Annotated in this window: 22 protein-coding genes and 1 pseudogene; 11 read left to right on the plus strand and 12 right to left on the minus strand. The window is 68.1% G+C overall.

The window, feature by feature from the left end:
- Positions 1 to 539: 539 nt before the first annotated feature.
- Together J7E87_RS18835 and J7E87_RS18840 are read left to right on the plus strand one after the other, a co-directional pair.
- Positions 540 to 2,990, plus strand: a complete 2,451-nt coding sequence (locus tag J7E87_RS18835; RefSeq protein ID WP_215095494.1) for a DEAD/DEAH box helicase — start codon at positions 540 to 542, stop codon at positions 2,988 to 2,990.
- Between the two features lie 320 nt (positions 2,991 to 3,310).
- A complete protein-coding gene (locus J7E87_RS18840; RefSeq protein ID WP_215095473.1) occupies positions 3,311 to 3,874 on the plus strand; it encodes a GNAT family N-acetyltransferase in 564 nt (187 codons plus the stop codon).
- A gap of 160 nt (positions 3,875 to 4,034) precedes the next feature.
- Here the strand turns inward: J7E87_RS18840 and J7E87_RS18845 are convergent.
- The 7 genes and pseudogenes from J7E87_RS18845 to J7E87_RS18875 all read right to left on the minus strand — a co-directional run.
- Positions 4,035 to 4,845 (minus strand): annotated as a pseudogene (locus tag J7E87_RS18845) (IS5 family transposase); the annotation flags it as partial.
- 77 nt (positions 4,846 to 4,922) lie between these two features.
- A complete protein-coding gene (locus tag J7E87_RS18850) occupies positions 4,923 to 5,342 on the minus strand; it encodes a RacP protein (RefSeq protein WP_215095476.1) in 420 nt (139 codons plus the stop codon).
- Between the two features lie 2 nt (positions 5,343 to 5,344).
- A complete protein-coding gene (locus J7E87_RS18855) occupies positions 5,345 to 6,352 on the minus strand; it encodes a DUF6192 family protein (protein ID WP_215095478.1) in 1,008 nt (335 codons plus the stop codon).
- 821 nt (positions 6,353 to 7,173) lie between these two features.
- Entirely contained in the window at positions 7,174 to 8,469 is a 1,296-nt protein-coding gene (locus J7E87_RS18860) for an MFS transporter (RefSeq protein WP_215095480.1), read from the minus strand.
- Entirely contained in the window at positions 8,466 to 9,005 is a 540-nt protein-coding gene (locus J7E87_RS18865; RefSeq protein ID WP_215095481.1) for a transcriptional regulator, read from the minus strand. The genes J7E87_RS18860 and J7E87_RS18865 overlap by 4 nt, the downstream gene beginning before the upstream one ends.
- 138 nt (positions 9,006 to 9,143) lie before the next feature.
- Positions 9,144 to 10,310 carry an IS630 family transposase gene (locus J7E87_RS18870; protein ID WP_251017663.1) on the minus strand — a complete coding sequence of 389 codons (1,167 nt, stop codon included), beginning with the start codon at positions 10,308 to 10,310 and terminating at the stop codon, positions 9,144 to 9,146.
- 46 nt (positions 10,311 to 10,356) lie between these two features.
- On the minus strand, positions 10,357 to 11,265 hold the full coding sequence (locus tag J7E87_RS18875; protein WP_215095496.1) for an aldo/keto reductase: 909 nt from the start codon (positions 11,263 to 11,265) through the stop codon (positions 10,357 to 10,359).
- A 111-nt stretch (positions 11,266 to 11,376) separates the two neighbouring features.
- Here J7E87_RS18875 and J7E87_RS18880 point away from each other — a divergent pair, with 111 nt between their 5' ends.
- The 7 genes from J7E87_RS18880 (at position 11,377) to J7E87_RS18910 (ending at position 17,936) form a co-directional block, all read left to right on the plus strand.
- Positions 11,377 to 12,324, plus strand: coding sequence for a DUF5937 family protein (locus J7E87_RS18880; protein WP_215095482.1), 948 nt, complete (start codon positions 11,377 to 11,379; stop codon positions 12,322 to 12,324).
- A 152-nt stretch (positions 12,325 to 12,476) separates the two neighbouring features.
- Complete coding sequence (locus J7E87_RS18885) at positions 12,477 to 13,580, plus strand: hypothetical protein (RefSeq protein ID WP_215095483.1); 1,104 nt, start codon at positions 12,477 to 12,479, stop codon at positions 13,578 to 13,580.
- A 69-nt stretch (positions 13,581 to 13,649) separates the two neighbouring features.
- Positions 13,650 to 14,630, plus strand: a complete 981-nt coding sequence (locus J7E87_RS18890) for a hypothetical protein (protein ID WP_215095484.1) — start codon at positions 13,650 to 13,652, stop codon at positions 14,628 to 14,630.
- A complete protein-coding gene (locus J7E87_RS18895) occupies positions 14,627 to 15,667 on the plus strand; it encodes an ImmA/IrrE family metallo-endopeptidase (protein WP_215095485.1) in 1,041 nt (346 codons plus the stop codon). Before J7E87_RS18890 ends, J7E87_RS18895 begins: the two co-directional genes overlap by 4 nt.
- A gap of 175 nt (positions 15,668 to 15,842) precedes the next feature.
- Positions 15,843 to 16,862, plus strand: a complete 1,020-nt coding sequence (locus tag J7E87_RS18900) for a hypothetical protein (protein ID WP_215095486.1) — start codon at positions 15,843 to 15,845, stop codon at positions 16,860 to 16,862.
- Between the two features lie 143 nt (positions 16,863 to 17,005).
- Positions 17,006 to 17,287: a hypothetical protein gene (locus J7E87_RS18905; protein ID WP_215095487.1), complete on the plus strand. Its 282-nt coding sequence runs from the start codon at positions 17,006 to 17,008 to the stop codon at positions 17,285 to 17,287.
- A 40-nt stretch (positions 17,288 to 17,327) separates the two neighbouring features.
- Entirely contained in the window at positions 17,328 to 17,936 is a 609-nt protein-coding gene (locus J7E87_RS18910) for a hypothetical protein (protein ID WP_215095488.1), read from the plus strand.
- 545 nt (positions 17,937 to 18,481) lie between these two features.
- Here the strand turns inward: J7E87_RS18910 and J7E87_RS35900 are convergent.
- The 3 genes from J7E87_RS35900 to J7E87_RS18920 all read right to left on the minus strand — a co-directional run bounded on the left by J7E87_RS35900 (position 18,482) and on the right by J7E87_RS18920 (position 22,143).
- Positions 18,482 to 18,607, minus strand: coding sequence for a hypothetical protein (locus J7E87_RS35900; protein WP_285427349.1), 126 nt, complete (start codon positions 18,605 to 18,607; stop codon positions 18,482 to 18,484).
- A 126-nt stretch (positions 18,608 to 18,733) separates the two neighbouring features.
- A complete protein-coding gene (locus J7E87_RS18915) occupies positions 18,734 to 19,564 on the minus strand; it encodes a hypothetical protein (protein WP_215095489.1) in 831 nt (276 codons plus the stop codon).
- Between the two features lie 254 nt (positions 19,565 to 19,818).
- Positions 19,819 to 22,143 carry a DEAD/DEAH box helicase gene (locus J7E87_RS18920; protein ID WP_215095490.1) on the minus strand — a complete coding sequence of 775 codons (2,325 nt, stop codon included), beginning with the start codon at positions 22,141 to 22,143 and terminating at the stop codon, positions 19,819 to 19,821.
- 197 nt (positions 22,144 to 22,340) lie between these two features.
- Between J7E87_RS18920 and J7E87_RS18925 the strand changes: the two genes are divergently transcribed.
- Positions 22,341 to 23,399 carry a TniQ family protein gene (locus J7E87_RS18925; RefSeq protein WP_215095491.1) on the plus strand — a complete coding sequence of 353 codons (1,059 nt, stop codon included), beginning with the start codon at positions 22,341 to 22,343 and terminating at the stop codon, positions 23,397 to 23,399.
- A gap of 753 nt (positions 23,400 to 24,152) precedes the next feature.
- Here J7E87_RS18925 and J7E87_RS18930 read toward each other — a convergent pair.
- Entirely contained in the window at positions 24,153 to 25,208 is a 1,056-nt protein-coding gene (locus tag J7E87_RS18930) for a pentapeptide repeat-containing protein (protein WP_215095492.1), read from the minus strand.
- A gap of 251 nt (positions 25,209 to 25,459) precedes the next feature.
- Here J7E87_RS18930 and J7E87_RS18935 point away from each other — a divergent pair, with 251 nt between their 5' ends.
- Positions 25,460 to 25,990, plus strand: a complete 531-nt coding sequence (locus tag J7E87_RS18935) for a GNAT family N-acetyltransferase (RefSeq protein ID WP_215095493.1) — start codon at positions 25,460 to 25,462, stop codon at positions 25,988 to 25,990.
- Positions 25,991 to 26,011: 21 nt separating this feature from the next.
- Here the strand turns inward: J7E87_RS18935 and J7E87_RS18940 are convergent.
- Positions 26,012 to 26,886 (minus strand): IS5 family transposase gene (locus J7E87_RS18940; RefSeq protein WP_308312972.1). Its coding sequence is split into 2 segments (ribosomal slippage): positions 26,012 to 26,548 and positions 26,551 to 26,886, totalling 873 coding nucleotides; the frame shifts between segments, so codons are not numbered across the junction.
- Positions 26,887 to 26,912 lie beyond the last annotated feature (26 nt).

A 26,912-nucleotide genomic window follows, 5' to 3' on the forward strand; every position in this document is an offset into this window, starting at 1 on the left:
GAGCGGGTTCGAGGGGCGCTGCGCGCCCCTACGAGCGAACGGCCTCGCTCCGCTCGGCCTGACGGGGCGCTCCGCGCCCCTTAATCCCCGGCCGCTCCGCGGCCGGGGAGCGGCCCGGTTTCACCGGGCCGGCCCTTCGGGCCTGAAGTCCCTCGCGTTGCTCGGGACTTGACTTCCCGTTGCTCAGTCTTGTTATCGGGCGCTCCGCGCCCTGGGCGGCGTGCTCCGCCCGCCCCCTGGGACTTTCCGGCTTCGCCTTCAAGTCCTTGCCCGCTATCGCGGGCGGCTGGCTGGGTGTCAGGGGGCTGCTGTTGCCGGGCGAGTTGGACGGAGGTGTCGGTGGAGTGAATCTGTCGACTCCCCCGATGTGAGACGCAGGTGGACTGCCATGGTGGGAAAGGCGGTTGACGGATAGTCGGCAACGATCTTTGCAAGAGCGCCTGGATGCGCCTCTTGCATCATAGTGAACTGAGATAGATTCTGGAGTGAGAGCCTACTACCTCTACACCGGAGGCGGGGCGCGAAAGGCGGGCGGTCTCGTGGCGGGTCGACGGCGGCTTCATCCTCATCAGGTCGAGGCAGTGGACGCGGCCGTCCGCGCGCTGCAGGTCTCGTCTGACGCCGGGGTGCCGGAGGAGGGGCTGCGGGTTCAGGTGATCGCGGCTACCGGCGCGGGCAAGAGCCTGATAGCTGTGTCCGTGGCTCAGGAGCTGCGTGCCGGGCGGGTGTTGGTGTTGGTGCCCACGCTCGACCTGCTGGCGCAGACGGCTGCGGTGTGGCGTGAGGGCGGGCGTGGCGGGGCGATGTTCGGTGTGTGCTCGTTGCGCGGTGATGAGGCGGTGGGGCTGCGGTGCACCACGGATGCGGGTGTATTGAGTGCGTGGCTTGAGGGCCGGGAGCGGGTGACGGTGTTCGCCACGTATGCGGCGCTGGGGCTCGGGGTGCTGGAGCGGGCGCATGCACAGGGTCTGGGCGGGTGGGACCTGGTGGTGGTGGATGAGGCGCATCGGACATCGGGTGCGGCTGGCAAGGCGTGGGGGGCAGTTCATGACAACGGGAAGGTGCCAGCGCTTCGGCGGGTCTACATGACGGCCACGCCACGGTTGTGGGAGGTGCCGGAGGCGGACGGACAGCGGGATACGCGCGGTGAGGGGCGGGAGGCCGCCCGGGTGGTCGCGTCGATGGATGACGAGGCGATCTTCGGGCCGGTGGTGTACCGGTTGTCTCTGTCGGACGCGATCGACCAGGGCATCGTGGCGCCGTACCAGGTCGTGTGCGTGGACATCGAGGACCCGCAGCTGCAGGCCGTGCAGTTGCTGGGTGGGCAGGCGCGCACGGACGCGGTGCGCGGGGCGCGGCTGGCAGCGTTGCAGACGGCCGTGCTGAAGACGGCGGCCGAGCAGCGGCTTGCGCGGCTGCTGACCTTTCACTACCGCACGAGTGAGGCGGAGGCCTTCGCGAGCGGTCTGCCGGCGGTGGCGAAGGCGTTGTGGGAGAGCGACCGGGAGCTGTACCCGGAGCCGGGGGCGGTGTGGGCGGACTGGCTGTACGGGGAGCACAAGCCGCTGCACCGTCGGCGGGTGCTGGAGGAGTTCTCCAGCGGCACGACGACGGAAGGGGCGGTGATCGAGCGGGGTGTGCTGGCGTCGGTGCGGGTGCTGGGCGAGGGCGTCGACACCAAGAACTGCGACGCAGTGGTGTTCGCGGACGTGCGCGGCTCCACGGTCGACATCGTGCAGGCCGTCGGGCGGGCGCTGCGGATGCAGCCCGGGGAGGGCAAGACCGCCTCGCTGGTGGTGCCGGTGTTCCTCGGTCCGGGCGAGGAGCCGGACGAGATGCTCGCCTCGCGTGCGTACGGGGAGCTGGTCAAGGTTTTGACCGCGCTGCGCGCGCACGACACCGAGGCCGTGGAGCAGCTGGCCGCTCCACAAGCCGCCAGCCGGCGCGGGCCGGAGAGTACGGCGGGGCCAGGTGGGGCCGTCAGCGGGCCGGCGCAGGGGCTGCTGACGTTCTCCACGCCGCGGGACCCGGCGGCCCTGGCGGCGTTCATCAGCCTGCGGGTGCTCACGCCGGAGACGCAGTTCTGGCGGCGCGGCCTGCAGGCCGCGCTCGCCTACCGCGGTGATCACGGCGATCTGCGGGTGCCGTACGGGCACCGCTCCCCCGACGGGTTCCCCCTCGGGGTGTGGATTGCTGACCAGCGGCGCGCGTACGCCCGCGGCGGCTTGGAGGACGAGCGGGTTCGTCAGCTCGACGAGCTCGGCATGATCTGGAGCCACCGTGAAGTCGCGTTCGACGAAGGCCTCGCCGCCGCCCGCGCCTGGGCCACACAGCACGGACACCTGCTCGCCCCCACCGACGCCGTGTGGCAGGCTTACCCGGTCGGGGTGTGGCTGAAGAACCAGCGCGCCGCCGCCCGGCGGGCAGACGAGCAGCGGCGTGGCCGGCAGACGGCCGGAGGCGAACCGTCCACCGACGCCGGACAGTTGAGCCGGGAGCGACGGCGGGCCCTGGACGCCATCGACCCCGCTTGGTGTCCCGCCTGGTCGGTCGCCTGGCAGCGCTGCTTCCACCTCGCCCGCACCCACCACACGGGTGGCAGTCCGTTGCCTGAGGAAGCCGGGGAGCTCGTCGTCCAGGGCGAAGACCTGGGCCGGTGGGCCAAAACGCAGCGAGAAGAAGAGTGGGACACCCTCCTCCCGGCGCAGCAGTGGCTGCTCGGTGAAGTCCTCGGCCTCGCCCCGCTCCCCCAGCAGCCCGCCGCCGTCCCGCGGCGCAGCCGGGCCGAGATGTGGGCCGCCAACCTGGCCGCCGCCCGCCAGTACCAGCAGCGCGAAGGACACCTCGACGTACCGCGGGGTCACGTCGAGACCGTCGACGGCATCCAGTACGCCCTCGGCGTGTTCATCGCCAACAATCGCTCCCGCCGCGCGAAGCTCGCTCCCGAACGGGTCGAGGAGCTCACCGATCTCGGGGTGCGCTGGTCGTGAACCCTCCACCAGATACGCGGAGGGCCGGGTGTTCGTCCGGTGGGTGGAGGACGCGTCGGGAGTCCCGTTCCTGAAGGGCGGATCTCGTGCGCGGGGGCGACTTGCGCTCGCGCGCTGTACTCCAGGTCTGCTGGTCCTAGCGGTGCGTCTGTCTCCGCCGGCCCTGGGCGCTGGCGTCAGTGGCTTGTGGATGAGGGCTACTCGTTCTTGCGTGTTCCCTGGCGCGCAGGGGGAGTTGCAGCTGTCATAAGTACCTGTTTCTGAAGGTCGACGTCCTGGTCCAGCGGCGCCCTCGTAAGGAGGCCACGTAGGATTGCCCGATGCCTGCCAGCACCTACCTTGTTCAGGGGCCACGCGTGGCCATTCGCCACGTCCGTCGCCAGGACTATGAGGAGCTCACTGCTCTGGGGCGAGAGAGCTCTGAGATGCTCCAGCGGTGGCTGTCGGCTCGGGAGTCCACTCTCGAAGCCTTCCAGGGTTACCTCAAGCGCTTCGAGCAACCCACGCATGAAGGCTTCGTCATCTGCTTGCGTGGCACCGGCGCGATTGTTGGCGGGATCAACATCAACAACATCGTCCGGGGCACGCTCCAGAGCGGAACCTTGGGCTATACGGCCTACGCTTCCACGACCGGTTACGGCTATATGACCGAAGGCCTCGGACTCGTCATACAGTTGGCCTTCGGCCAGTTGACGTTGCACCGGCTCGAAGCGAACATCCAGCCAGAGAACACACCGTCGTTGCGCCTGGTCAAGCGTCTCGGCTTCCGGCAGGAGGGTTACTCGGCCGGCTTCCAGTTCATCGATGGAGCCTGGAGAGACCACGAACGCTGGGCCATCGCTATCGATATGGCCCAGGCTGAGGCAACGCCGCAGACGAGTTGACACTCGCGGTCAGGCAGGGCAGCCCTGTGGGGGCTGCCCTGCCGCCGTCGGCAGCGGGAACGCGTCCCGGGGCGGCGGGTCCGTGGAGTTCGACGTCCTCACGCGGCGCGTGGTTCGCCTTTGGCTGCGGGGGGCAGCGGCGTGACGCGGGCGGGCTTGGCGCGGGCCGGGGTTCGGGTGATTCGGCGGGTCATGAGGGTGATCGCGGCCCAGGTGATGAGGGTTTCGGAGTGCTGGACGAGGCGTTCGTAGTCGCGTGCGTGGCGGCGGGCGTTCATGATCCAGGCGTGCGTGCGCTCCACGACCCACCTGCGGGGCAGCACGATGAATCCGGTGGTGTCCTTGGGACGGCTGACGGTCTTGATGGTGAGGTTGAGGTACTTCTTCGCCCAGGTCACGAGCTTGCCGGCGTAGGCAGAGTCGGCCCAGACGATGGTGATCTCGGGGTGCATCAGCCGGAGCCGGAAGAGGACCTCCTTCGCGGCGTCGCGGTCGGTCATGTCGGCGGGGGTGACCATGACCAGCAGCGGAAGCCCTTTCGTGTCCACGACCAGGTGTCTCTTCCTCCCGTTGATCTTTTTCCCCGCGTCGTAGCCGCGGCTGTCCTTGCCGACGGTCTCTGCGGCCTTCACGCTCTGGGAGTCGATCACGGTGGCGACCGCCCGGGGTCCTTTGCCCATGTCGCGGCGGATCCGGCCGGCGAGCTGGTCGCGGATCTGGCCGACGATTCCGGCGGCGGCCCAGCGGGCCATGAAGCCCCAGACCGCGCGCCAGGGCGGGAAATCCGCAGGTAGGGCCCGCCATTTGCAGCCCGTGTCGACGACGTAGCGGATCGAGTCGACGATCTCCCGGCGGGGGTGCTTCTCCGGTCGGCCACCGGCCGGGGTCTCGCAGGCCGGGGTCGGCAGAAGGGGTTCGATCAGGGCCCATTCGGCGTTGGTGGTGTCGCAGGGATAGCGGCGCTGGCGCATGGCGGCTGCACTTCCCTCCGGTCGGTTGTCGCGGTGAGGGTGCCCGGCTGCCCTTGGCCGGGCACCCCTCGGGTTGGTCAGGCAGAGACGACGAGATCGAGGGTGGATTCGATGGAGTTGAGCTGGGCGACGATGTGGCGTACCCACTTGTCGCCCGGGTGGGCGGTGGCGTGCGGGGCGACTGTGCCGGTGATGAACCGGCGGAACTCGGTGAGCTTCTCGGTGAGCACGGCCCGCTCGTATGCCTCCAGCGCGGCGCGTTCCGCGCCGAGCTGGTAGCCGTCCGCCCTGGTCCAAATCAGTGGCGGCCAGCCGTTGGCCGCGATGATGTCGCGCAGGCAGGCCAGCCCCGCCCTGACCTGGCTGGGAGACAGGCCACTGGCGCGGGTCATCTGGTGGAACAGCAACCCCGCGGGTCTGGCCTCGAACAGCACGAACCGCAGTGTGTCCGCGTGCCGCTGGGCGGCCTCGCCCCGGCGCCGCGAGGCGCGGGGCACGACTACTCGCCCCGCAGCAGGCGGGCCAGCTCACTGTCCATGTCGACCTTGCCGGTGTCGACCGCGGTCTCGATCCAGTCCAGCGTCGCCCGCACCTTCGCCACGTTCTCGTGCACGATCGTGCGCTCGTCCTCGCCGAGCGTGCGATCCCGCAGGCCGGGGACCGTGCGACCGGCGGCGGCGACGAAGGAGTGGCAGGCGGTGACCAGGTCCAGGAACTCCACCGTCCGGTCGATGTGACGCACCGCCGGCGCGACCTGACTGGTGTCCTCGACCTGCTCGCGGGCCTGGCGGTGCCGCTCGTTTTGGGCCTGGTTGACCTGGAAGCGGGCGGTGTCGTCGCTCATCGCCTTGAACGCGACGTCCGGCCTGCGCAGCAGGTTCGTGGCCGCCGAGGTGGCCACGTGCTCATCGCGGGTGAACTCCTCCACCACCCGGACCTTCTCCTGCACGGGAACCTTCGCCGCGACGGTGGGCCGCCGCAGGAAGTCCGTGGTCACCGCCGCGGCGACCTCCTCATCCCGCGCCAGGCAGTGGATCGCGGTCACTTTCTCCTGGGCGGAGACGGGATGCTCGACCTGGCGCCCGACCACCCGGTTGGCATCATCGACGGTCCATCGCTGCTTGCCCTTGGGAAGGCGCGTGATCGTGGCGAACCGCTCTTCCTCCGCAGGAATGCTCCCCAGGACCCGGTGAACGGTGAACGACACCCCGCGTTGACGACGTTCCACCGGCCACCGCGACGCTGTCCAGCGGGCGTTCTCCACCGTGCTCCGACGCAGACCGATGTCCTCCGCGAGCCGGTTCAGGGCCTGGCCGACGCTGAAGGCGTCCTGTCCCGGCCTGGCCGGCGCATCACTGTGGCGACGCATCGGCTCGATCTCCAAAGCGCGGTCACCGATCGTGAACTGGCCCTGTGTCTGTTCTTCGACGACCCTGCGCAGTTCCGCGACGATCTCTTCGTAGCGGGACTGGCTGACAGCGCCGATCTTCTCGGCTTCCTCGGACATGGCTCTCACCACCCAAGTGCGGGCCAGGGCACGGCACTTCGGGCCGCGACGGGACGGGCCCGCTTCCACTACCGAGAGTCAGACCGCAAATCAGAAGATCGCAATGAATGGCAGCAAATGACCGGTTCATGACCGGAGTTGAGGTGAGGATGCGTTCGCCCGCCGGTTACTGCGACCGCTTCGCGAACGTTTCCTTCCGGCGCCGCCAGGCCCTCACGTTGCACCGCCGCGAGCAGTACAGGGCATCCGACCGTCGGTCGACGCCGACGACCCACCGGGCCCCGCACTGCGGGCACTCGACCTCCCCGGCACCGCTCTGACGGCCGCGAGCCGCTTCCGCAGCCGCCGCTCCAACCGCCACTGCCTGGACCGACACGCCGACGAGCAGAACACCGCCGCGGGCCTGGCCCCCGGCCTCAGCCGTTCACCACAAACCCGACAGTTCCTCTCCCCGGCCCGCCCGGCGTCCTCGGACACCACACCAGCCTAGAAGCCAAGGCTACTCAGAACCGGGGCTTAGTGGTCGGCTCCGGAAATCCTTCGGGGGTTGACCAAGTCTCAGGCAGAGGAGGCTTGGAGTAGGGCTTCGGCTGCAGCGGTGCGGGCGTAGAGGGCGAAGCGGTCGGCGCTGACCAGGCCGGGGTTGCGTAGCGCGGTGAGGGATTGGCCGCCGTTTTCCTCGCCCTCGGCCTCCTCCCGCTCCCGCTGTGCTTCGCCCCTGCGGGCCTCCCGGCAGTGGCCGGAGCAGTGGCGCTGGCACTGACGACGTCCCGCCGGTCGACCTCCACCCCGAAACTTTCGTGACACCTTCTGCGAAAGCGTCACAACGATTCGGGTGCGCCCTCCCGCACGGGATCCGTGGATTCACGGTGACCTGGGCGGTCGGCCGGGGCAGCGCCGCGGAGTGCTGCCTCGACCCGGCGGTTGCTGGTCATGGTCGCGGTGACGGCGGTCATGGTGAGGAGAAGGCCGGCGGCGGTGTAGAGCGGGGTGCGTACGTCGTGCGTGGTGGCCAGCCAGCCGCCGAGGAAGGCGCCGAACGGGGCGGCGCACATGGCGAGCATGCGGGAGGTGGAGGCGACCCGGCCCATCAGGTGGGCGGGGACGATCGCCTGTCGGAGGGAAGGGCCGAGGACCATCGTGGCGCCCATGCCCGCTCCGCAGACGGCGAGCGCGAGGCCGGCGGCGTACGGGTTCGGGGCGGCGGCAAGGCCCAGGATGGCGAGTCCCTCGACTGCGGCCGTGCAGGTAAGCGCGGTGCCGGTGCCGAGTCGTCGGCCCAGGAGGGAGGCGATGCCCGCGCCGAGCAGGCCGCCGGTGGCCTCCGCCGTGAGGAGCAGGCCGAAGCCGAAGGTGTCGATGCCGAGACGGTCGTGCGCAAAGAGGGCGAGTACGGTCTCCACGGCGAGGAAGGCGATGTTGCCGACCGCCGGACGGAGTGCGAGCCCGAGCAGCAACCGATCCCCGAAGACGTAGGCGGCCCCGGCCCGCGCCTGGCGAAGCAGCGACTCACGGGCCTGCGGCATGGGCCGGGGTGCGGCGGGCAGCGACCGTACGAGCAGTGCGGAGAGCGCGAACGATACCGCGTCGGCGAGCAGCGGAATGGCCCGTCCGAGCGCGAGCAGTGCACTGCCCGCGGGCGGCCCCGCGAAGCCTGACATGGCGGTCTGGGCGCCGCGCAGGCGGGAGTTGGCGCGCGCCAGGAGTTCGGGGTCTCGGCCGAGCAAATCCGGCAGATAGGCCGTGGCGGCGGTGTCGAAGAAGAGTCCGCCGAGGCCGAGCAGGAAGGCGACGGCCGCGAGCAGCGCAATGCTCAGCACGTCGAGGGCGGCGGCCGCCGCCGGTATCACGAGCAGCACCGCACGCGCCGCGTCCGCCACCCACATGGTGCGCCGGCGGTCCCAGCGGTCCACGAGCGCACCGCCGAGCACCCCGAAGAGCAGCCACGGCAGCGTCCCGGCGGCCGTGACGACGGCGAGCGCCATCGGATCCCGCGTCAACGTCAGTGCGAGCAGCGGCAGCGCGGCATGCATGACCCCGTCACCGAGCGAGGACACCGTCTGCGCGGTCCACAGCCGTCCGAACCCGGTCGGGAGCTTCCTTACCTCTGAGGTCACTTGGCGTCCCCTTCGGCCTGCTGGCGCGGTGCCGGGTGGAACAGGGCGAAGACGAGCGACGCGTCCGGCAGCGACGGATCGGACAGCTCCCGGTACTCGTCCGCCAGTGCCTGCAGCCGCGCCCCCAGCTCCGCGAACTGCTCCTCGGTGAGCCGCAGATGCGCCATCCGTACGTGCCGCTCGCTCTGCGCCGGTGCGGCCTCCAGGTCGGCCACCGCATGCCGCATCAGCACATCCGGTCCTCCCTCGCCCGGATCCGGCAGCACGATCGCCCGCGCGGCCATGGCGTAGTACCGCTCGGTGACCCCCCGCACCTTCCGCGTCCGCACCACCTTCACCAGGCCGGCCCGTTCGAGCAGCCGTACGTGATAGCTGGAACTCCCCTTCGCAAGGCCCACTCGCTCGGCGATCTGCGTGATCGTCGCGGGCTCGAAGCGGAGCACGGCCATGATCCGGTGGCGCGTGAGGTTGGAGACTGCGCGTAGCTGGTCGTCAGTGGTGACGTGGAACGGCTCGGGAAGATCATCGGTAGGCATGCCCTCAATGGTCAACGGTTCTTGACCATTGAGCAAGGGGATTTCGTCAAGCCGCATCCGCCTGACCTCGCGTCAACCCCCGAAGAACTTCAGGAGCCGACCGCTTAGTGGTCTGGTCCGGAAGTCCTCCGGGGTTGATCAAGCTGCCAGGGCGACGGAGGATTCTTCTGGGGGATCGGTGGTGTGCCGGTCGAGCCTGGCCAGCAGATCGTCCAGGTCGGAGGTGGTGAACCTCCACTGGAACGGCTGTGCTTTGGCGTTGTAGCGGTCTTCGAAGGCTCGGAGCCGGTCCGCGACCTGGTCCAGGTCGGTGAAGTCGTTGGGCGAGACGACCTTGCGCTGCACGACGGAGAAGAAGATCTCCACTTGGTTCAGCCAGGAGGCATGCACCGGGGTGTGGACCAGTACCGCGTTGGGGAAGGCGGCGGCCAGCCGGTCGGCAGCTCGTTGTCCGCGGTGGGAGGAGCCGTTGTCGACGATCCAGAACACGCGCTTGGCGCTGGCGTACGGCTCGCGGCTCATGACTTGGGTGACCAGGTTCATGAACGGGTCGATGCCGGTGCGCGGTTCGGTGCGGCCGAAAACGCGGGCGTGGCGGACGTCGTAGGCGGCGAGGTAGGCCAGCGCGCCGCTGCGGCCGTAGGTGTGATTCACCCGCATGGCCCGGGCCTGTCCCGGGGCGAGAGTGGGGTGGCAGCGGCAGCGGGCTTGGATGGAGGTCTTCTCGTCCGCACTGATCACGTACTCGTCCGCGCCGAGTGGGACGCCTTCCCACGTGCGGGCGTACAGGTCCAGCACGCGCTTGGCCTTGGGCCGGAAGTTGGGGTCCGTGATGAAGATCCAGGAACGGTGCTGCCAGGGCTTGATCGCATCCTGGGCGAGCCAGCGACGCACCGTGGACACCGACAGGGCCGGGGCGATCCCGCGAGTGACGGCCTCGCGGGCCAGTTCCGGGCACGACCAGCGCGATAGTGGCGTGTTGGCCTCGGCGGGAAGCTGACAGGCCAGGGCCTTGACCTGTGCGGTCTGCAGTGGCGTGAAGGCGGCGGGCCGTCCTGGGCGCTTGCGGTCGAGCAGGCCCTGCAGGCCCAGGTCGGCGAACCGGCCCCGCCAGGTGCGCACGGTGTCCACGTGCACTCCCGCCTCGACGGCGATCCGTGCGTTGGGCCTGCCTCGCGCCGCCAGGAGCACGATCTGTGCTCGGACCCGGGCCTGGTGGGGGGTCTTGTGGCCCCAGGCCGCCTTCTTCAGCCGGTGTCGCTCGGCGGCAGTGAGGACTATCGGGCGCGCGGCGGCAACAGGCAAGGCAGGCCGGACGGCAGGGTCGTGTGCAGACGTCGGCTGGTCTTCGTCATGCTGTTTCGTGGTGGAGGGAGTCCAGGGCGGTGAGTTCGTCCTCGGACAGGTCCACGGCGCCGGCGGCCACGTTCTGGGAGAGGTGGTCGGGATTGCCGGTGCCGGGGATAGCCAGGACGTGGGGGCCTTGGTGCAGCGTCCACGCCAATCGGATCTGCGCGGCACTCACCCCGTGGGCGCGGGCGATCGCGTGCACCTCATCACTGTCGTTGGTGGTCGCGCCCGCCGTGCGCCCAGTGCCGGCGATCGCGTAGAACGGCACGAAGGCGACGCCTTGATCACCGCAGGTGCGCAAGAACTCTTGTTGCTGAGGCGAGGCGCCAATACCGTGCATGTTCTGGACGCAGACCACCGGTGCGATGGCCCGGGCCTCGGCGAGCTGGTGGGGGCGGATGTTGGACAGGCCCAAGTGACGGATGAGTCCGGCAGCGCGGAGGTCGGCCAGCGCGCCGAAACGCTCGGCGATCGAATCGGTGCCCACGATGCGCAGGTTCACCACATCCAGGTGGTCACGGCCGAGCTGGCGCAGGTTCTCCTCCACCTGGCCGCGCAACTGCTGGGGGGCGGCATGGGGCAGCCAGCTGCCCGACGGATCCCGGCCCGGGCCGACCTTGGTAACGATGACAAGATCGCCTGGGTAGGGGGACAGCGCCTGGTTGATCAGCTCGTTGGCCGACCGCAGCGACGAGAAGTAGAACGCGGCGGTGTCGATGTGGTTCACGCCCAGCTCGACCGCGCGACGCAGCACGTTGATCGCCCGCCCGCGATCGCTCGGGACGGCGTCTGCCGTGAGCGCCTCGCCATTCTGCGTCAGGCGCATCGCGCCGAACCCGATCCGGCGGACCACCAAATCTCCGAGCGCCCAGGAACCTGATGCCGCCGCTGTGATCATCTCTGTTGTCATCCCGGCATGATCCCCACGCCATAAGATGACGGCCATTGATTAAGATATATCTGAATCCTTGGAGGGATTACCCTGGCAGAGCTGGCATTCTCGGCAAGCGACCTGGCGCAGATGCGGTTCGCCGTCTCGCCGATGTGGGAGATCACGCCCAGCTTCCGGCTCCTGAACTCCGCCGCCGCGCATCCCGTGCACCGGACCTGGGTGGAGCACGTACGGCCACGAATGACGGCCGCCGGGCCGGAGCGCGGCTGGCTCACCGAGCTGATCCCGCCCTCGGGATATGTCCCCGACTTCCTCAACCCCGCACCCGCGGGACCGGCCCCCACCCTGGCCAAGGAACTGGCCGCGATCCAGACCGCTCCCGTCGACCGGGTACGCCGGGATCTTGACCACCTGGCCCGCCACCAGGGAACGCTCGGGCCCAGGCTCCGAGCTCTGTACGCCGATCCGCAGGCCCGCCTGGTCAAGGTCGCCGAAGCTATCGAGACCTACTGGGAGTTGGCCCTCGCCCCGTACTGGGCCCGGATCCGCACCGTGCTCGACGCCGATGTCCTCTACCGCGCCCGACGGGTCGCGGAGCATGGCACAAGCCGCCTCTTCGACGATCTGCACACCTCGGTGAGCTGGGACGACAACGCGCTGCGGCTGGCCCGCCGAAAGCAGCCCCTGACCCGGCAAACGGCAGGCACAGGGCTGGTACTGATTCCCTCCGCATTCACCGGACCAGGCCTGCGCACCCGGACAACGTGGCCCGACCCGCCCCAACTCGCCTACCCAGCACGAGGCGTCGGCTTGCTGTGGGAATCCCGGCCTGCCACCGGCACAAACGCCCTGGCCGCCGTACTCGGCCGCTCGCGAACCCTCCTGCTGACAGAACTGGAGCATCCGGCCTCCACCACCGAACTGGCCCGCCGCACCACGCTCTCCACCGCCGGGGTCTCCCAGTACCTGACCGCACTGCGCAACGCGGGTCTGGTCAGCGCCCACCGCGTCGGCCGCTCCGTCCTCTACGCCCGCACCGCCACAGCCGAAGCCCTCCTCGCAGCCGCCTGCAGCTGAGCCTCCGAAGTCAACCCCCGAACGATTTCCGAAGCAGACCACTTAGAAACAGGCACTAAGCATCGTGGCTTTCTGCCCCGGCGCTTCAACTCCGGTGGCAGCCCCGGCAAAGACAAGGAGCCACTGACTGCACTGGTCCAAAAGACAGTCGAATGCCGAACGTTAGTTCCCTCGATTTCAGAGGTGCCGGGCAAATATTGTTGCCTTTTGCAGAACAGGGACCCAATGCGCCTCAAGGTGTGCATCTTTGTGAGCAGGTTCTTCTGAGCCGTGGAGCGCGGCAAGGTGAGAGGAGGCTGGCCATTTCTGCATTCCAGGAGTTGCTCGGGCTCGGGGAGATAGGTCCTGAGTGTCTGCAGCTGGTCAGCAAGCTGGTGAGAGAGGAAGCGCGCAAGTTGCCTGCGCTCGCCCCGCCAGGAGGATGGCAGCCGGCGGATCTGGAGGATCTCGTTGGAGATTTCCTCGTTGAGAAAGGCCTGGCGGTGACGACAAATCTGCTGGCGCTGGCCAGTGATGACGCGTCGATGGGTAGGCTGCTCCGCACCTCGATTCGGCACTGGCTGATCGACAAGAGCCGAAAGAGCGGAATCGTCGCCCTGGGACGCAGCCTGAGCAAAGTGCTGGAGTCTGAGGCGGCCTTCGAGCAAGTGCCGGATCAGCAGCCTGGCGGCGGCAGATGGTGTCTGGCCGGCAGCGGCGCATCCCCTTGGTCGGGCGCGACCTCAAGGCTGGTGGAGGCTGCGCGTGCTGTGCCGAATGTGCGGGTCCCGCGGTGGTCGAGCGACACTCGACGGGCTCCTGTGGCGGACCGTGCGTCCATCGTTGCGCTCTTGCGCGCGGTGCTCACCGCTGCCGATGGCTCGTTGGAGGTATCACAGCTGTGCGAGATATTCGCCGAACGCTTCCCTGCCGTGCTTGATCCCGTGGTCGTCCCGTTGGAGGCAGGGGCAGCACACGAGCATGCGGCCCTCGCTCCCTCTCCGGAAGAGGCCGTACTGGCGGAAGACGCGGAGTTCGACGCAGCAGTGACGGCTGCGGAGGTCGTTGGGATGCTGAGCCCGCAGGAGCAGCGGATGGTGCCGCTCCTGGCTGAACCTCAGCGTATTCAGGAACTGCTCGGCTGCGGCCGCAGCCAGGCCTATCACCAGGCCAAACGCCTGAGGGAGAAGCTGGCACAGTTCACCGGAGGGCTCGACGACGCCCACGCCGTAGCTCGGGAGGTGATTCGGCTGTGCGGTGCTCCTTCGGAGACGTGACATGTGCCGACACCGGACGCTCGATGAGTTGTGGCGTCAGTCTGTGGTGTAGACCTTCTCGATCACGGGGTGCGGGAGGAGATCATGGGTGATCATCAAGTGTCGCAGCGTTTGCTCGATATGGCTCGAGCGGCGCGAGGGCCTCGTGCTCTGTCCGAGGGGGCGTTGCGCAGCCGGTTCGGCGACCCCGACAAGGTAGAGGTGGCCGTCGGCCAGGTGTGGCGGGCACGCTGGGAGGACGTCAGCGTTCCGTTGCTGCTTCTGGCAGTCGATGCACGTGAGGTCCACGCTGTCCCGGTGACCATCGACCCGTCCGGTGAGGACGAGCGTGCGCTGGTGGTGGACGCGTCGCAGACCGCCTTCGGGGTCGAGGTGACGGCGTGGGTGAGCCTTGCCGACCGCGTTGGGCTTGGCGTCCTGGATCGCCCCCTGGATGCGTGGGGGGATGGCATGGTGCAGTGGGTCCAGCAGGCGGTACGGGGGAAGCCCGGTCCTGCCCCTGCCGGCACGCGCGCGGGCCGAGCGGTCTCGTCGGCTTTCGACCCGAGCGCCGACGTGCGAGCGGCTCTCGCCGACGATCTCGCTCGTCTGCAGCAGGCCCCGCGTCTGCCGGTGCAGGAGACCGGACGGGCTGTTCAGGGTCAGGGTCTGGCTGCGCTGCTCAAGGATCAGCCGCCGGACCTGGCACTCCTTATACAGGTGCTGGGCATGTCGCAGGCGGAGGTGATGGACCTGCTGCGGGGCAAGGTGCCGCTGCGCCCCGATCAGGTCGATGCTTTGGCCGAGGCCACAGGGATCGAGGCGACGAAGATTGCCGGCGCGGTCCGTCCCCTGCCGCTCGATCTTGTCTCGGAGGCGGAGCATCCTCGGCTACGCCCTGTATGGATCCGCCGTGCGCAGCAACTGAAGGTCAGCGAAGCGCAGGCGCGCATGACGGACGCGTATGGCGCCTTCGCTCTCGCCGCCCGGGAGACCGGTGGGCAGACGAACTGGGGTACCCGGCTACGCCACTATGTACGCGACCAGGAGCGCGCAGGAGACGACTCGTGATCCGAGGCAGGTTCGCAGCGGAAGCGCCGAAGCAGGCCGAGGCCATGTTGGGAGTTCTATTGCAGCGGCACCCCGGCACTCTGCCCGGGCTGCAGCAAGACCCGCTGGACGAGCTGGACCGCTGGAGTGAGGTTCAGGTATCGCTGGAACCGGAAAGCGGCGAGAGCGGCCGGTGTTCCGTCGCTGGCAGCTATCAACACCAGACCCGACCACCGACACTCGTCGTCGGCACGGCACGTTCCCGTCGACGCCGCGGCTTCACTGCTCTGCACGAACTAGGGCATCACCTGCAGAAGACCGACACCGGGCTGGGCAATAATCTCTTCGCCCGGCAGGACTCCGAGGCCTTCGAGGAAGCAGCCTGCGATGCCTTCGCCGCCCGCATCCTCCTGCCCGACCTACACATAGCTGAGTCGGTACGCAGAAGCGGCCCCACCGCCCCGGACGCCGTGGAGATGTTCCAGGCGTCCCAGGCGTCCCGGGAAGCATGCTGCGTGCGAGCCTCGCAGTACTTGCCCGGCGGAGGCGCCGTCGTCCTGCTGGACGCTGCAGGCACCGTCCTGTTCGCCGCGGCGTCCGGCCTGATCCCGCCGGCGCGAGGTACCGATCAGTCGACAACCCCTCTGATTGCCGCGGCTCTTCAAACAGCCGGTACCAGCCAGCGAGACAGAACCTACGTACTGTGGCGCTCCGGCGACCGCAGCGATCTGCTGTACGGGCAAGCCGCCTGGTTCGACGAGGAATACCTGGTCGCGGTGCTCGCCGAGGACAACGTGCCCTGGCGTAAGTTGACCGCTCCACGCCCCGAGTCGGGGACGTCCCGCTACAGGTCGTGGTGGACGTGTGAGACCTGCCAGGAGGAGTTCCGAGTCATCGAGGCGGGCTGCCCGGAGTGCGGCCAGCCCCGCTGCGAAGAAGGCCACTGCGGCTGCAGAGCGGCGCGCACGCAGCAGGACCGCACCTGCGACGAGTGCCGGCTTGTGCTGGCCCCGGCCCGGTTCGCGGGGGCCAGCACCATCTGCCGCGACTGCTCGTAATCGGGCATCGGACCGCTTCCTCTGTTCGGGGACAGCACGCCGCGTACGACAGGACCGGACGATTTCGGCGATGTGACGTCAGAGAAGGGTGAGCCGCCAAGAGGCGGCTTCGCCTGGTGAGCCAGGCAGCGATCCGGGCGCCAGGCGCCCGCAACTGCGAACGGGAGCACCTCTCATGGGGCACACCGACGACATCCTCAACGACATCCGCGGCCAGATCGACGCCCAGCCTGAACCGCTCGAAGAAGCACGCCGCAGGCTAGGCCTCGTCCGTTCCATCGCCGACAGGTTCCCTGGTGCACGGCGGACCTACGCCAGCGGGTCGCTGGCCCAGCACACCTTCATCCACCCGGTCAGCGACGGCGACGGCGGCGTCGTCCTCAACCGTCGCTTCTATCCCGAACTCGGCCCGGACGGTGATGGCGAGACACCGTCTCGGATCACCACCGAGCTGTGCGCTCTGCTCGGTCCGGAAGTCCGCAAGCTGTACCCGGGGGCCCGTTGTGGCACCTCCAAGCGGGGCCCCAAGCTCTCCTTCGCCCGGCCGGTGAACGAACAGGACCCGACGGTGGACCTGGTCGTGGCGCTGACCAGAAGAGAGGCCTCGGGGCTGTGGATCCCGAACCTGGAGACCAACACATGGGAGGCGTCCGATCCCGAAAAGCACGTCGACCTGTTCACATCGGGCAGCGAGTCAGTCAAGCGGACCCGGCGGCGCGTGGTGCGACTACTGAAGGCGTGGAACAAGCAGTGGGCCGAGCCAGGCTTCTCGTCCCACAACCTCACTGTGTGGGCCTGGGAGTTCATCAACCCTGGCATGGGAATGGCCACCGCGCTGAGCACAGTGTTCAGCTGTGCTGCGGCCCGCGTGAGCTCCGGAGCAGCCACCTACGATCCCGCCGGTGTGTCGCCGAACGTACGCCTGCTCGTCTCTCGCTCCAGGGCAGAAAGGCGACTGCGCGGCGCCGCTGAGGGGCTGGCCGAGGCTCTCGAGCACGACGACGACCTGGACACCGTCCTGAAGGCGCTGTCCAAGGTCTACCGCAGCTACCTCGCGTCACCTACGGGGCTTGCGGGCAAGATCGCCCCGATGCGGGACGCCGTCCCCCTCTCGATCGGCATGGTGGGCCTCGCGGGCCCGGCTGCCGCCATCCCAGGCACGCCTGCCTACGGAGACGAGGACAGCACACAGTGAAGCGCAGGCCGGCCTGGCGGCAGCCTGCCTGGTACACCAGGCCGGCCCCGCGCATCCTCTTCCAGCGGCAGCTCGCCGCCTACGGACAGCAAGTTCAGACCGTGCGGCCGCCCCGGCGTCACCGTGGAGGCTTCGCGCTCCGGGTGGATCTAAAGCTTGAAGACCTCCCTCCGCAGACGATCACCATCGTGTTCGGGCGCGGGGCCCCCGAGGTACCGCAGGTGTTCACCGACGGGCCGTCGGATTCCCCACACCGCTACCGGGACGGCTCGCTGTGCATGTGGTATCCCTACGACCCCGCCGAGCAGCGTTGGACATTCAAGAACGGTCCCGCCGCACTGCTGGGGCTGGTCGTAGCGCACCTGCTACGCGAAGAATGGTGGCGGTGCACGGACGAGTGGCCGGGACCGGAGGCACCCCACTGAACCACGGTGAGCAGACCCGCCGAACGAACTCGGAGGCCGCATGCTCCTCACCCCGACCGCGGTTCCCTCCCCTGCCCCCAGTACCGCCGCGACGACCAGCCCGCCTGCGGCGCCCGTCCCCGAGCAAGGCAGCGGGGCAGGAATCCTGACTGCCACCGTCCTGTCCGGAGTCTTCCTGGCCGCGCTGATTACGGCCGCCATCAACATCTGGCAGGCCCGGCGCAAGTCCAGGGAGGAGGAACGGAACCGGTTGTCCACTGCCTTCGCCGAGGCCTTCGCCACCTACAGCGCCTACAATCAACTTCCCTACGCCATACGCCGACGTCGCCAAGACCAGACCGCTGAAGAACGCATACGGCTGTCCGAGACCCTGCGCGAGATCCAGACCAAACTCGCCTACCACCAGGCCTGGACGGAAGTCGAAGCCCCGGCCGTCGGGAAGGCGTACGCAGAGCTGCTTCAGCACATGCGCCAGACATCGGGCCGCGCCATGCACGATGCGTGGAAGGCGCCCGCCATCACTTCCGACGACGCCATGAACATCCCGCCCACCGTGATCGACCTGAGCCCGCTGAAACCGTACGAGCAGGCCTACCTCGACGCTGTCCGGACTCATCTGGACGCCCTCACCCCCTGGTGGGGTCGCTAGCCGACCCGGTCGGCGCCGCAACTGCCCCTCGCGACGTCAGCTATGCGGCTTGGTCAGCGTTCGGGCACGAGGCAGGACAATAGACAGGAACTCCCGGCGGGGACGCCATGCACATCGCCACCGCAGCCGGTACGGCGGCCACGCGTTCGTCACGCACGACAAGCCCCTGCTGAGGAGGGACCAGCAGATCGCCGGACTTCTGTCGATTCGCATCTGGACACCCGAGCAACACTCGTGGAGACGCGGGATCGTGTGGGCAGGCTCCGGGTGCTGCACGAGCGCGAGCCGCACCGCGGACCGCTGCCGCAGTGGCCCGCCTGACTGCCCACCCCGCGGCTCGGGAATGAAAGCGCCCCACCGGGCCGCAACCGCACGGCCGTGCCGGACTGCAACGCCTCACTGGTCAGCGGAGATTGCTGAGCGTCAGCCGACAGGGAGCCGCCACCGCACGCTCGCCCTCATCCGTTTCGTTGCGAGCACGCGCTGACGAGGTACGCGGCTTCTCGGCGGCCCCCGGCAGTGATGCCGGTCGACTCCCCCGGTGCTCAGGATCGGCTCAGGAACCTGATGAGGGCGGAGATGGCGTGCTGGACCGTCCGTGAGGTGAGGGTCTCCACCACGGAACGGTTGACCTTCTTGAAGTACTCGTCGTCGCTGATCTTCCCGGCCATCCATCGTCGTCCTGATTCGACGACTGCTTCTTCACTTTTGATCATTTCAGCCCCCAGTGGCGTAACAGAAAGCTGTGGCCCGGCCGACCGGGCCACAGCATCCATGGATCCTGAGCCTCTTCCGTTTTACCCGCCTACTCCGCCCGTTTCACCTGTTTGCAAGGAATCGGGAGTTGATCCCCTCTGTTCGCCAAGCGTCGACCCGTTGCTCGGGTCTGCGGCTGTCGCCTGAGTGACACCCAGGAGGCAGGCGAAAAGACGGACGAAGCTTTCATGCACATCAGCGAGATCATCGACATCGGGGGCATCGACGATCAGCACGCCCTGAGCGATATCTCCGGCATAGACGGGTGCGATAATGGCTGAACGGTAGTCATCACCGAGGTTCATTCTCAGGTTGCCGTTGGTCTTGCGCATATCGGGAATGCTGATGATCGTTCCACGCGTGACCGCGTGGAGCAGGTCACGCCCCTCCCCGTCTGCGTCGGTGAAGAATTCCGGCGCTTGGTTCATGCCGCCGTGCTTGCCCCGCCTCTGGAGCCGACGGCCCTGGCTCTCCAGGGCGTAGAAGGCGCATCGCGCGTCGGGGCGCATGTGCGTGGCCAGCAGCGTTGTGGCACGGTCCCGGATCTGCGCCTTCAGCTCACTGGGATTGTCGGGGCGTCCGGCGAGCCGCGCGAGGTGTTCCATGATTGCGCAGAGTTTTTCTCCGAACTCGAGCATCTGAGCATTGACCGACGTCCTTTTCGCACGCACGGCAAGATAGGCCATAGCACTGGAGAGCAGTACCCCGATGACGATGAAGAAGATCCTCATCAACCCGTGCATCTGGCTTGCCAAGGAGCCGACGGCGAACGTTGCCCCAGGGAAGACAACGGTGACAGTAGCGACAACGACTGCGCGCCATTTTTTATTGTTTTGCGGGTTATCCGTTTCCCCCCTTTTTCCAGCGTTCATCCCCGCGGATGGGACTGTTCTCGTGAAGCTGAGCAGCACATGCGCAGGAGGAGACACGCTAGGGGAATCACAGGTTCCCTACGGCTGGAAGATTCATCCTGTTCAGCGATCCGGGGGGCGCACGGAAGCGCGGTGCGCGCTTGTTTGGACGCGCGCGCCCCGTGTTCGTAGAAACAGCATTAGCGTGCGCCGTGTCGGCGCCCTGTTGGCGCGGAGGTTGACGACCTCTGCGTCGCCCCGGGATCAGGCGATACTCACGGGGAAAGGGGGCGCTGGCGGAGGATCCAGCGCATGTCGAGGGCTTCAAGGGCTCTGAGTTGCTCCCCCGTCAGTTGATGCGGGTAGCAACGTTTTTCGGAGATCCATTGCCCGAGCCGGTATGAGTCCTGGTCGACGTACCGGTAGGGGACGTCCAGGTTCTGGTGACTGCGCCAGTAGGCGCGGGCTGCCCTCAGTCCCTTGAGGAAGGCCCACTGTGCCGATCCGCGCGGGCGGCGCAGGAGCAGGGCGAGGGGATGGTCCAGGGGCAGGGCGCCCAGGAGGTTGTGCTGGTCGGGGTGGAGTTTGAACAGGTCGTCGATCTGTTCGTCCAGCCAGCGTGTGAGCGGGGAGTCGTCGCTGTCGGGCCGGAGGTCGGGGAAGGCGAGCTGTCCGCTGCGGGCGGCGGCCAGGGCCTGGGTGTAGGTGCGGTGCCATTGTCGGGACCAGCGGGCGTTCCACCACGGGTCGATTTCCGTGAGGGCTCGCTGGTAGCAGAAGGGGAGGCTGTGGCTACGGGCTTCCCTTCGCCGGTCCGCGATCCAGCGGCCGAGGTACATGCCGCCGTACCGCTCGCCGTGGCGGGGCGCCAGGTGTCCGTGGCGTGCGGCGTAGTCCCGGGCGAGTTTCAGCTTGTACTCGATGCTGGTGGGAGGGTGCTCCCAGGCCATGCCGAGCGTGTCGAGGGTGTCGATGCGTTCTTGCAGCAGCAGGCCGTTGATGCGCAGGGAGCGCTGGTGGCCGATCCACCAGCCGAGGTAGAAGCGGTCGGGGCCCAGGTAGCGGCTGGGGACGTTGAGGTGGCCGTGCTCGGCGTGGAAGCGCTCGGCGCTCTCAAAGCCGAGTCCCCACACGCTGTTGTGGGGGTCGGCGGCGTTCAGGCTCAGCAGGGGGATGATCTCGTCCGCGCGCTCGGGTCGCGCAGCCGCGAAGTCGGGCTCGGGTTCGTACGGGTAGCGGTCGAACTCCACGCGGTGGAAGAAGTGTTCGTCATAGGTGCTGAGCGCGATCATGACCTGGTAGAGGGTGTGGAACGCGGTCCTCTTCGTTGCTTCACCGATGTCCTGGCCGGGTTTGCTGTAGACGGGCAGGATGATCGTGGAGATCTTTCCGTCGCCGGGTGTCTGCCGCAGGCAGCGGCCCACGCCCTGGACGATGTCGATGCTGCTCGTCTTGGGGTCGGCGAAGAGGATGGAGTCGATCGCGGGTACGTCGACGCCCTCGCTGCAGGAGCGGCAGTTGGTCAGTACGGCCCGCTCGGGCAGATCTGTGGTGGGTGCCGTGTTGAGTGGGGTCTGGGCGAAGGCGCTGAATGCCGTCCGGCGCTCGAAAGGGCTCTGCCGGGAGTTGACGGTGCCGGCTTGGAGCGGTGCCTGTGTGTCGGGCGGCATGAGTGCCGCGGTCTCGGCGAGGGTCTGGGCGAACATGTCTGCGGTGGCAATGCGTGAGTGGAAGGTCAGTGTCCGTCTGAGGTCGTAGGTGTGCTGGGCGCGCAGCAGGGCGATCTGTGCTGCCGCGACGCGCAGTCCCTCGGACTCGGGTGCGAGGCCAGAATGCCGGTTGAGGATGGGGCGCAGGTCCTCGTCGTCGATCTCGATCACGACGATGCGGTAGTCGGCGAGGAGTCCTTGGCTGATCGCTTCGGCGAGGGAGAGCCGGTAGACGACGGGCCCGTACAGGCTCAGGTCGTCCATGGATGCGACCTCGCACTCCGGCCGCGCGGCAGTCCCCTTCAGGGGGTCGAAGATGCGGGGAGTCGCGGTCATGTAGAGGCGGTGACGGGCGGGCACGGCCCGGTCGTCGTGGAGGAGGGCCCAGGCTTTGCCGAGGTTGCCGGCGGAGCGGTGGGCCTCGTCCGCGATCAGGACGTCCCAGCGGGGCAGCGGGAAGGCTGCGAATGCGTCAGCGATCTTCTGCAGTGAGCTGTAGGTGGCGAAGACATTCACCGGCCCGTCGGCACGGACGAGCTGTTGGGTCAGCGCTTCAGCTGTGGCCACCATGGTGATCGCGCCGGAGAGTTGCGGGTCTTCGGGCTCGGGCCGTGAGCACATGCCCAGGTAGAGGCCGGGGCGGCGTTCGGCGTGCCAGACGGCCGCGGTCTGCTCGAGGAGGTTCAGGGTCGGCATCACGACCAGGGATCTGCCGTTGGGGACCGTCGCTTGGACGACGTTGAGGGCGACCAGGGTCTTGCCGGCCCCGCAGGGCAGAGTGATGGTGACGCGGGGGGTGCCGCAGAGGAAGTGACTTACGCACGAGTCGAAGGCCAGTTGCTGGTGTGCTCGCAGCGGCGTCTTCAAACCGCTGCGCGTTGCTGTGGTCACGGCCCTCCCTCGAAGACGGTGCCGGTGAGTGGAGCTCTTCTACGAGCGTGAAAGAAATCGGTTCCCATCTGCGCTGCAGCAGGCGGCCATTCACCTGAACGAGTGCTGGTGCTCTTGCGCTGCCCTCATGGAGGTGGAGCATGCTGCTGCGTACGGGGCCGTCACGTGCGGCCCGTAGGCAAGCAAGTGGGTGAGCCATGTTGCTGAGCAGCAGAATTTGGGGGCCGCATCAACGGATGCCGTTGCAAGTCGCCCCCCTGCCGGGTGAGTCCACAGGTTCGTTCGTGCAGCGGCTGGCGCGCGCCAATGGTCTGACGCTCACCGATTTCCTCGAACGCGTGGGTCAGGGGCGCAAGGCGGTCGATCCGCAGTTCGCGGAGATGTATGTGAATCCTGAGGGTCTGCAGTACCTCTCCGTCCTGTCCGGCAGACCGGCAGCGGCATTGCAGTGGGCGTTGCCGAGTCTTGCGAATTCCCACCTGCTGACGGCCGAGAACGGCGAGCCGGATGAAGGCGAAGCGCGCTGGGCGTGGCCGTGGGAGCCGATGGACGGCTACCTGGTGCGGGCCTGTGACGTGTGCGCACGAGTGCGGGGGGCATCCGTGCCGGTGTGGACAATATGGCCGGACACGTGGCGGGTATGTGCGCGTCACGGACGGTGGACGGACAACTCCCGCAGCAGAGATCCCCTGTTCATCCGTCTGGACGCTTTGCCGGAAGTGGTGGGGGCGCACCGCCGGCGCCTGCGGCTGAAGGGCAGATTCGGCCCTGCGGGCCGGGCGCTGTTCGCCGATGCCTTCCAGGCTGCCGTGTTCTGGTGGACACACCGGCCGGACACCGAACGCTGGGCTCAGCGGGCGGCACGGGCCGGGCTGAAGCCGCGCGACGTGCGGACGGCGCCGCTGGTGGTGCACCCGGAAGCCGTTGCCGTGGCCGAAGCCATGGTCCGCTTCGGACGCTGGCAGCGGGACGGCAGGGAGCACAGCGACGGCCAGGTGTGGCTCGAAGTGATGGAGCGGCAGTTGTACCGGTGGGGGGTGGAGGGAGCCTTCGTGCGCACGCCGTTGACGGAGTGGCTGACTCGCCACACCCCCTCCGCGGGTTCCATGCCGCAGCGTCCGGCCGGACTTGGCCACCGCCGACGCCAGTATCTGCCTATCCGACCCGAGCATCGAAAAGTCGCGGCGGAGTCCGGTTCGGTGGAGGCCCGGTCGTGCCTGCCGTGGCAACTGGGCGCCGGAGCACTGGAGATGTGAAACACACGCGTACCAGGCAGGCAGGAATGACCGCTCTGTCACCCCTGAGCCAGCTTTCCCACAGAGGGATGTCGACTTCGCAGCCCGCGCCGCTCATCGCGCCGCAGGGTAACCACACCGTCGCCAGGTCCCGCCCAGCGCGGCCACCGCGAGGCTGGATGGGCAGTTGGCGGCCTTGCCAACGGACTCGAAAAGCCTGGCCCACAACCAAGTTCAGAACGCAACATCCTCATTACGGCACAGCAGGGCGGGCTGTGGTGATCCGGCCGCGGGCGAGACGGAAGTCGATTGTCATAGGGCGTACGGCGAGTCGCCGTCCTGGCTGGACTGTTCTTGCTGGTTCGTCGTCTGGGAGGACGTGCCAGGGTTGGTCCCCGAGGTTGCGCAGCACGACGTGGCCCGGCTGCTGGGGGTGAGCTTCAACGGCGGCGCATGCGGTGTTGTGGGCCCTGTCGCTCGTGAGGTGGTGCCTGGTGACCACTGCCCCCAACGAGGATGCCCGGGAGACAGCACCTCACGGACACGCTGCGAGCCCGGACTGTGTCAGCAGCGAAGCCCCGGTCGTCGACCTAATGGCTGCGCTGCACGAGTCCGTGGCGTAGGCCCGCGCCCTCCCGCGGCGAAAGCGACCTGGACGCCACCGTGCACGACATGCAGCCGCCGAAGAAGCAGGCCGCAAGTAAGTCCACGGCGGCCGCCAAGAGACCGGCCGGACGGAAGCCCCGCAGCGCCTGACCGAGCACTTGTCCGGCTTCAGGTGGCCAAGCGGGACGGCGCGGTCACATCCAAAGGAAGGCGAGTGTTCTCATCGACCCCGACCTGGTCCACCTGCTCCTGGGTGAGATACCGAGTGCCCACGAGCATTGCCCCGCCCAGGTTGGCGCCGGCGAGTGTCGCTTCGTACAGGTCCGCGTCGGTGAGCGTCGCCCCGTACAGGTCCGCGTCGGTGAGCGTCGCCTCGTACAGGACGGCGCTGATGAGTGTCGCCCCCCGCAGTTTGGCACCGCTGAGCATCGCCCCGCGCAGTTTGGCACCGGTGAGCGTCGCCCCGTTCAGGACGGCGCCGGTGAGCGTCGTCCCGCACAGGTTGGCAACGGTGAGTGTGGCCAAGCGCAGGTCAGCATCGGTGAGCGTCGCATTGTTCAGGTTGCAGCCGGTGAGGTCAGCGCCCAGCAGGTCGGCGCCGGCAAGGTGGAGCTCGCTGAGGTCGAGCACTTCGCGGGGGTCGACGTGGGTGCGGGATTCGGGACGCGTGAGGGCTGTGAGGGCAACTTGGATGTCTGCGACTGGTCTGTCAGGCAGCGGAGTGGCTGACTCTTCGTCAGGGTCGCTGGCCGGTAGGGCAGCGGGAGCCTGGGCACGTAGGAAGTGGCCCAGCACATGGGCAGCGTCGGTGGCCTGCTCCGGAGCGTCCTGGACGATCTGTTCCAGAGCAAGGATGCCGCCAATCCGCACATAGATCTGCTCGGAGCCGAGGCGTTCCAGGGCTTTGGTGAAGCGGTCGGTGACCTGGCCGCGGCGGGTGAGGCGGTAGGTGCGGGCGGTGTAGAGGAGCGCGATGATGGCGCCGAGCGCGGCGACGCACGCCACGATGGCGGTGCGCAGGCCAGTGACGAGAGCCGCGCCGCCGTCCTTCACCTTCGCCTTGTCGATGTACTGCGCGTCGAGGACGTACGGCCCCTTCCACACCAGCCAGGGCAGGCCCACACAGATGGCGGCCGCGGCCGCGACTATCAGGATCCATGCGCCGATGCGACGTACCCGGCGTAACCACAACGCCCTGGTGCGGCGCTCCTCAAGGGTCTTCATGCACCCGTACATGCCCACGCCCACCGCGACGGTTGCACCCGTCCGTACCGAGGATCGGTCTGTGACGCGGACCGATGGGTCGCCAGCCGCGGCGGCCTTGTCAGTCTGTCGGCTGCTAGGGCCTGTTGTGAAAGTAGATCTTGGTTGTGGATGATCACGCGTCATGCGGGTGTGATGCGCGAGCAGTCGTGGGCCCGGACCAGCGCAAAATGCCTGATCACAGAGGACGGACGAGTGTTATCGTCGCCCGCATGCCTGAACTGATCACACCCACAGGTCGGCTCCAGTCCTCATGGCTCGCGGCGCGTGACGAGTGGTCTCCAGGTGCCCATCAGGACGGGACCGGCTTGCGTCTCGCACCTGAAGCCGGCCTCGACAGCCCCGAGGTTTTCTCGGCGTGGGTTGAGCAACTGCAGCAGCAGTCGGACAGGTCAGTTGCCGTGGGAGAAGAGCGCGTCCACGCCACCCACTGGTGGATCGTAGAGGGCGACAGCTATCTGGGAGCCATCGATCTGCGGCACTATCTGAACGCCTTTCTGCTCGATGTCGGCGGGCACATCGGCTATAGCATCCGGCCCTCCGCCCGGAGACGCGGCTTGGCCACGTGGGCCCTCGGGGCGGTTCTACTCGAGGCCCGTGCGTTCGGTCTGGGGCGGGTCCTCGTCACCTGCGACGACGACAATGTCGGATCGGCGCGCAGCATCGAGCGCAACGGTGGCGTCTTGGAGGACATCCGCACCACCGACGCGGGCAGCAAGCGCCGCTACTGGATCACTCTGTAGGCAGTGGTGCAGCCGTGCTGGTTACAGCCACTCGTTGATGGCCGCGACCAGCACAGTCGCTTCGTAGCGGACCGCGAGTTTGTCATATCTGGTGGCCACAGCACGGTGGCGTTTGAGGCGATTGATGCCGCACTCGACCGCGTGGCGCTCGCGGTAGTCGGTCCTGTCGAAGCTCGGTGGCCGACCGCCGCGGGAGCCGAGCTTCTTGCGGTTGCGGATCTGGTCCTTCTTCTCCGGGATCGTGCAGCGGATCCCGCGCCGGCGCAGGTAGGAGCGGTTCTTCCGGGATCCGTACGCCTTGTCGGCGCGCACCTTGTCTGGCCGTTTGCGTGGACGCCCCAGCCCCTGCCGGGGCACTCGGATCCGCTCCAGGACCGGCTCGAACTGTGGGGAATCCCCGCGCTGCCCGGCCGTGATCACGATCGACATGGGCTTTTGCCCCTGCTCGACCGCGAGATGGACCTTGGTGGTCAGCCCGCCCCGTGAGCGCCCGAGGCCGTGGTCGTCCGGCTCGGTCTCGATGCCCCCGGGCGGCTCCCTCTGGAGATCCCCCTTTTGACCGCCCCGGCGGCGTGCTGATGGGCACGGCACACCGTCGAGTCGACGCTGACATCCCAGGTGATCAGCTCCTTCGCGTCCGCCTGGGACTGCAGCGCGGTGAAGATGCGCTTCCAGGTGCCGTCCCGTTGCCAGCGCCGGAACAGGTCGTAAACCCGGTCCCACGGCCCGTACCGCTCGGACACGTCCCGCCACGGCGTCCCTGCCCGGGTCCGCCACCGTATGCCGTTGATCAGCTGCCGCCTCGGCCATATCGGCGGCCGGCCGGACTTCTTGCCCTTCGGCAACAACGGCTCCAACCGGGCCCATTGTTCGTCCGTCAGATCGCCACGTGCCACAGCACGTGATCATTTCACGACCAAAA

The organism is Streptomyces sp. ISL-1 (assembly GCF_018614585.1).
Lineage (GTDB): Bacteria > Actinomycetota > Actinomycetes > Streptomycetales > Streptomycetaceae > Streptomyces > Streptomyces maoxianensis.

What these genes read in the sequence shown, in the direction of transcription:
- J7E87_RS18840 (WP_215095473.1), top strand. Translation starts at nt 3,311, where the DNA reads ATGCCTGCCAGCACCTACCTTGTTCAGGGGCCACGCGTGGCCATTCGC.
- J7E87_RS18855 (WP_215095478.1), bottom strand. Translation starts at nt 6,352, where the DNA reads ATGTCCGAGGAAGCCGAGAAGATCGGCGCTGTCAGCCAGTCCCGCTAC.
- J7E87_RS18865 (WP_215095481.1), bottom strand. Translation starts at nt 9,005, where the DNA reads ATGCCTACCGATGATCTTCCCGAGCCGTTCCACGTCACCACTGACGAC.
- J7E87_RS18875 (WP_215095496.1), bottom strand. Translation starts at nt 11,265, where the DNA reads ATGACAACAGAGATGATCACAGCGGCGGCATCAGGTTCCTGGGCGCTC.
- J7E87_RS18880 (WP_215095482.1), top strand. Translation starts at nt 11,377, where the DNA reads ATGCGGTTCGCCGTCTCGCCGATGTGGGAGATCACGCCCAGCTTCCGG.
- J7E87_RS18885 (WP_215095483.1), top strand. Translation starts at nt 12,477, where the DNA reads ATGCCGAACGTTAGTTCCCTCGATTTCAGAGGTGCCGGGCAAATATTG.
- J7E87_RS18900 (WP_215095486.1), top strand. Translation starts at nt 15,843, where the DNA reads ATGGGGCACACCGACGACATCCTCAACGACATCCGCGGCCAGATCGAC.
- J7E87_RS18910 (WP_215095488.1), top strand. Translation starts at nt 17,328, where the DNA reads ATGCTCCTCACCCCGACCGCGGTTCCCTCCCCTGCCCCCAGTACCGCC.
- J7E87_RS35900 (WP_285427349.1), bottom strand. Translation starts at nt 18,607, where the DNA reads ATGGCCGGGAAGATCAGCGACGACGAGTACTTCAAGAAGGTCAACCGT.
- J7E87_RS18915 (WP_215095489.1), bottom strand. Translation starts at nt 19,564, where the DNA reads ATGAACGCTGGAAAAAGGGGGGAAACGGATAACCCGCAAAACAATAAA.
- J7E87_RS18925 (WP_215095491.1), top strand. Translation starts at nt 22,341, where the DNA reads ATGTTGCTGAGCAGCAGAATTTGGGGGCCGCATCAACGGATGCCGTTG.
- J7E87_RS18930 (WP_215095492.1), bottom strand. Translation starts at nt 25,208, where the DNA reads ATGAAGACCCTTGAGGAGCGCCGCACCAGGGCGTTGTGGTTACGCCGG.
- J7E87_RS18935 (WP_215095493.1), top strand. Translation starts at nt 25,460, where the DNA reads ATGCCTGAACTGATCACACCCACAGGTCGGCTCCAGTCCTCATGGCTC.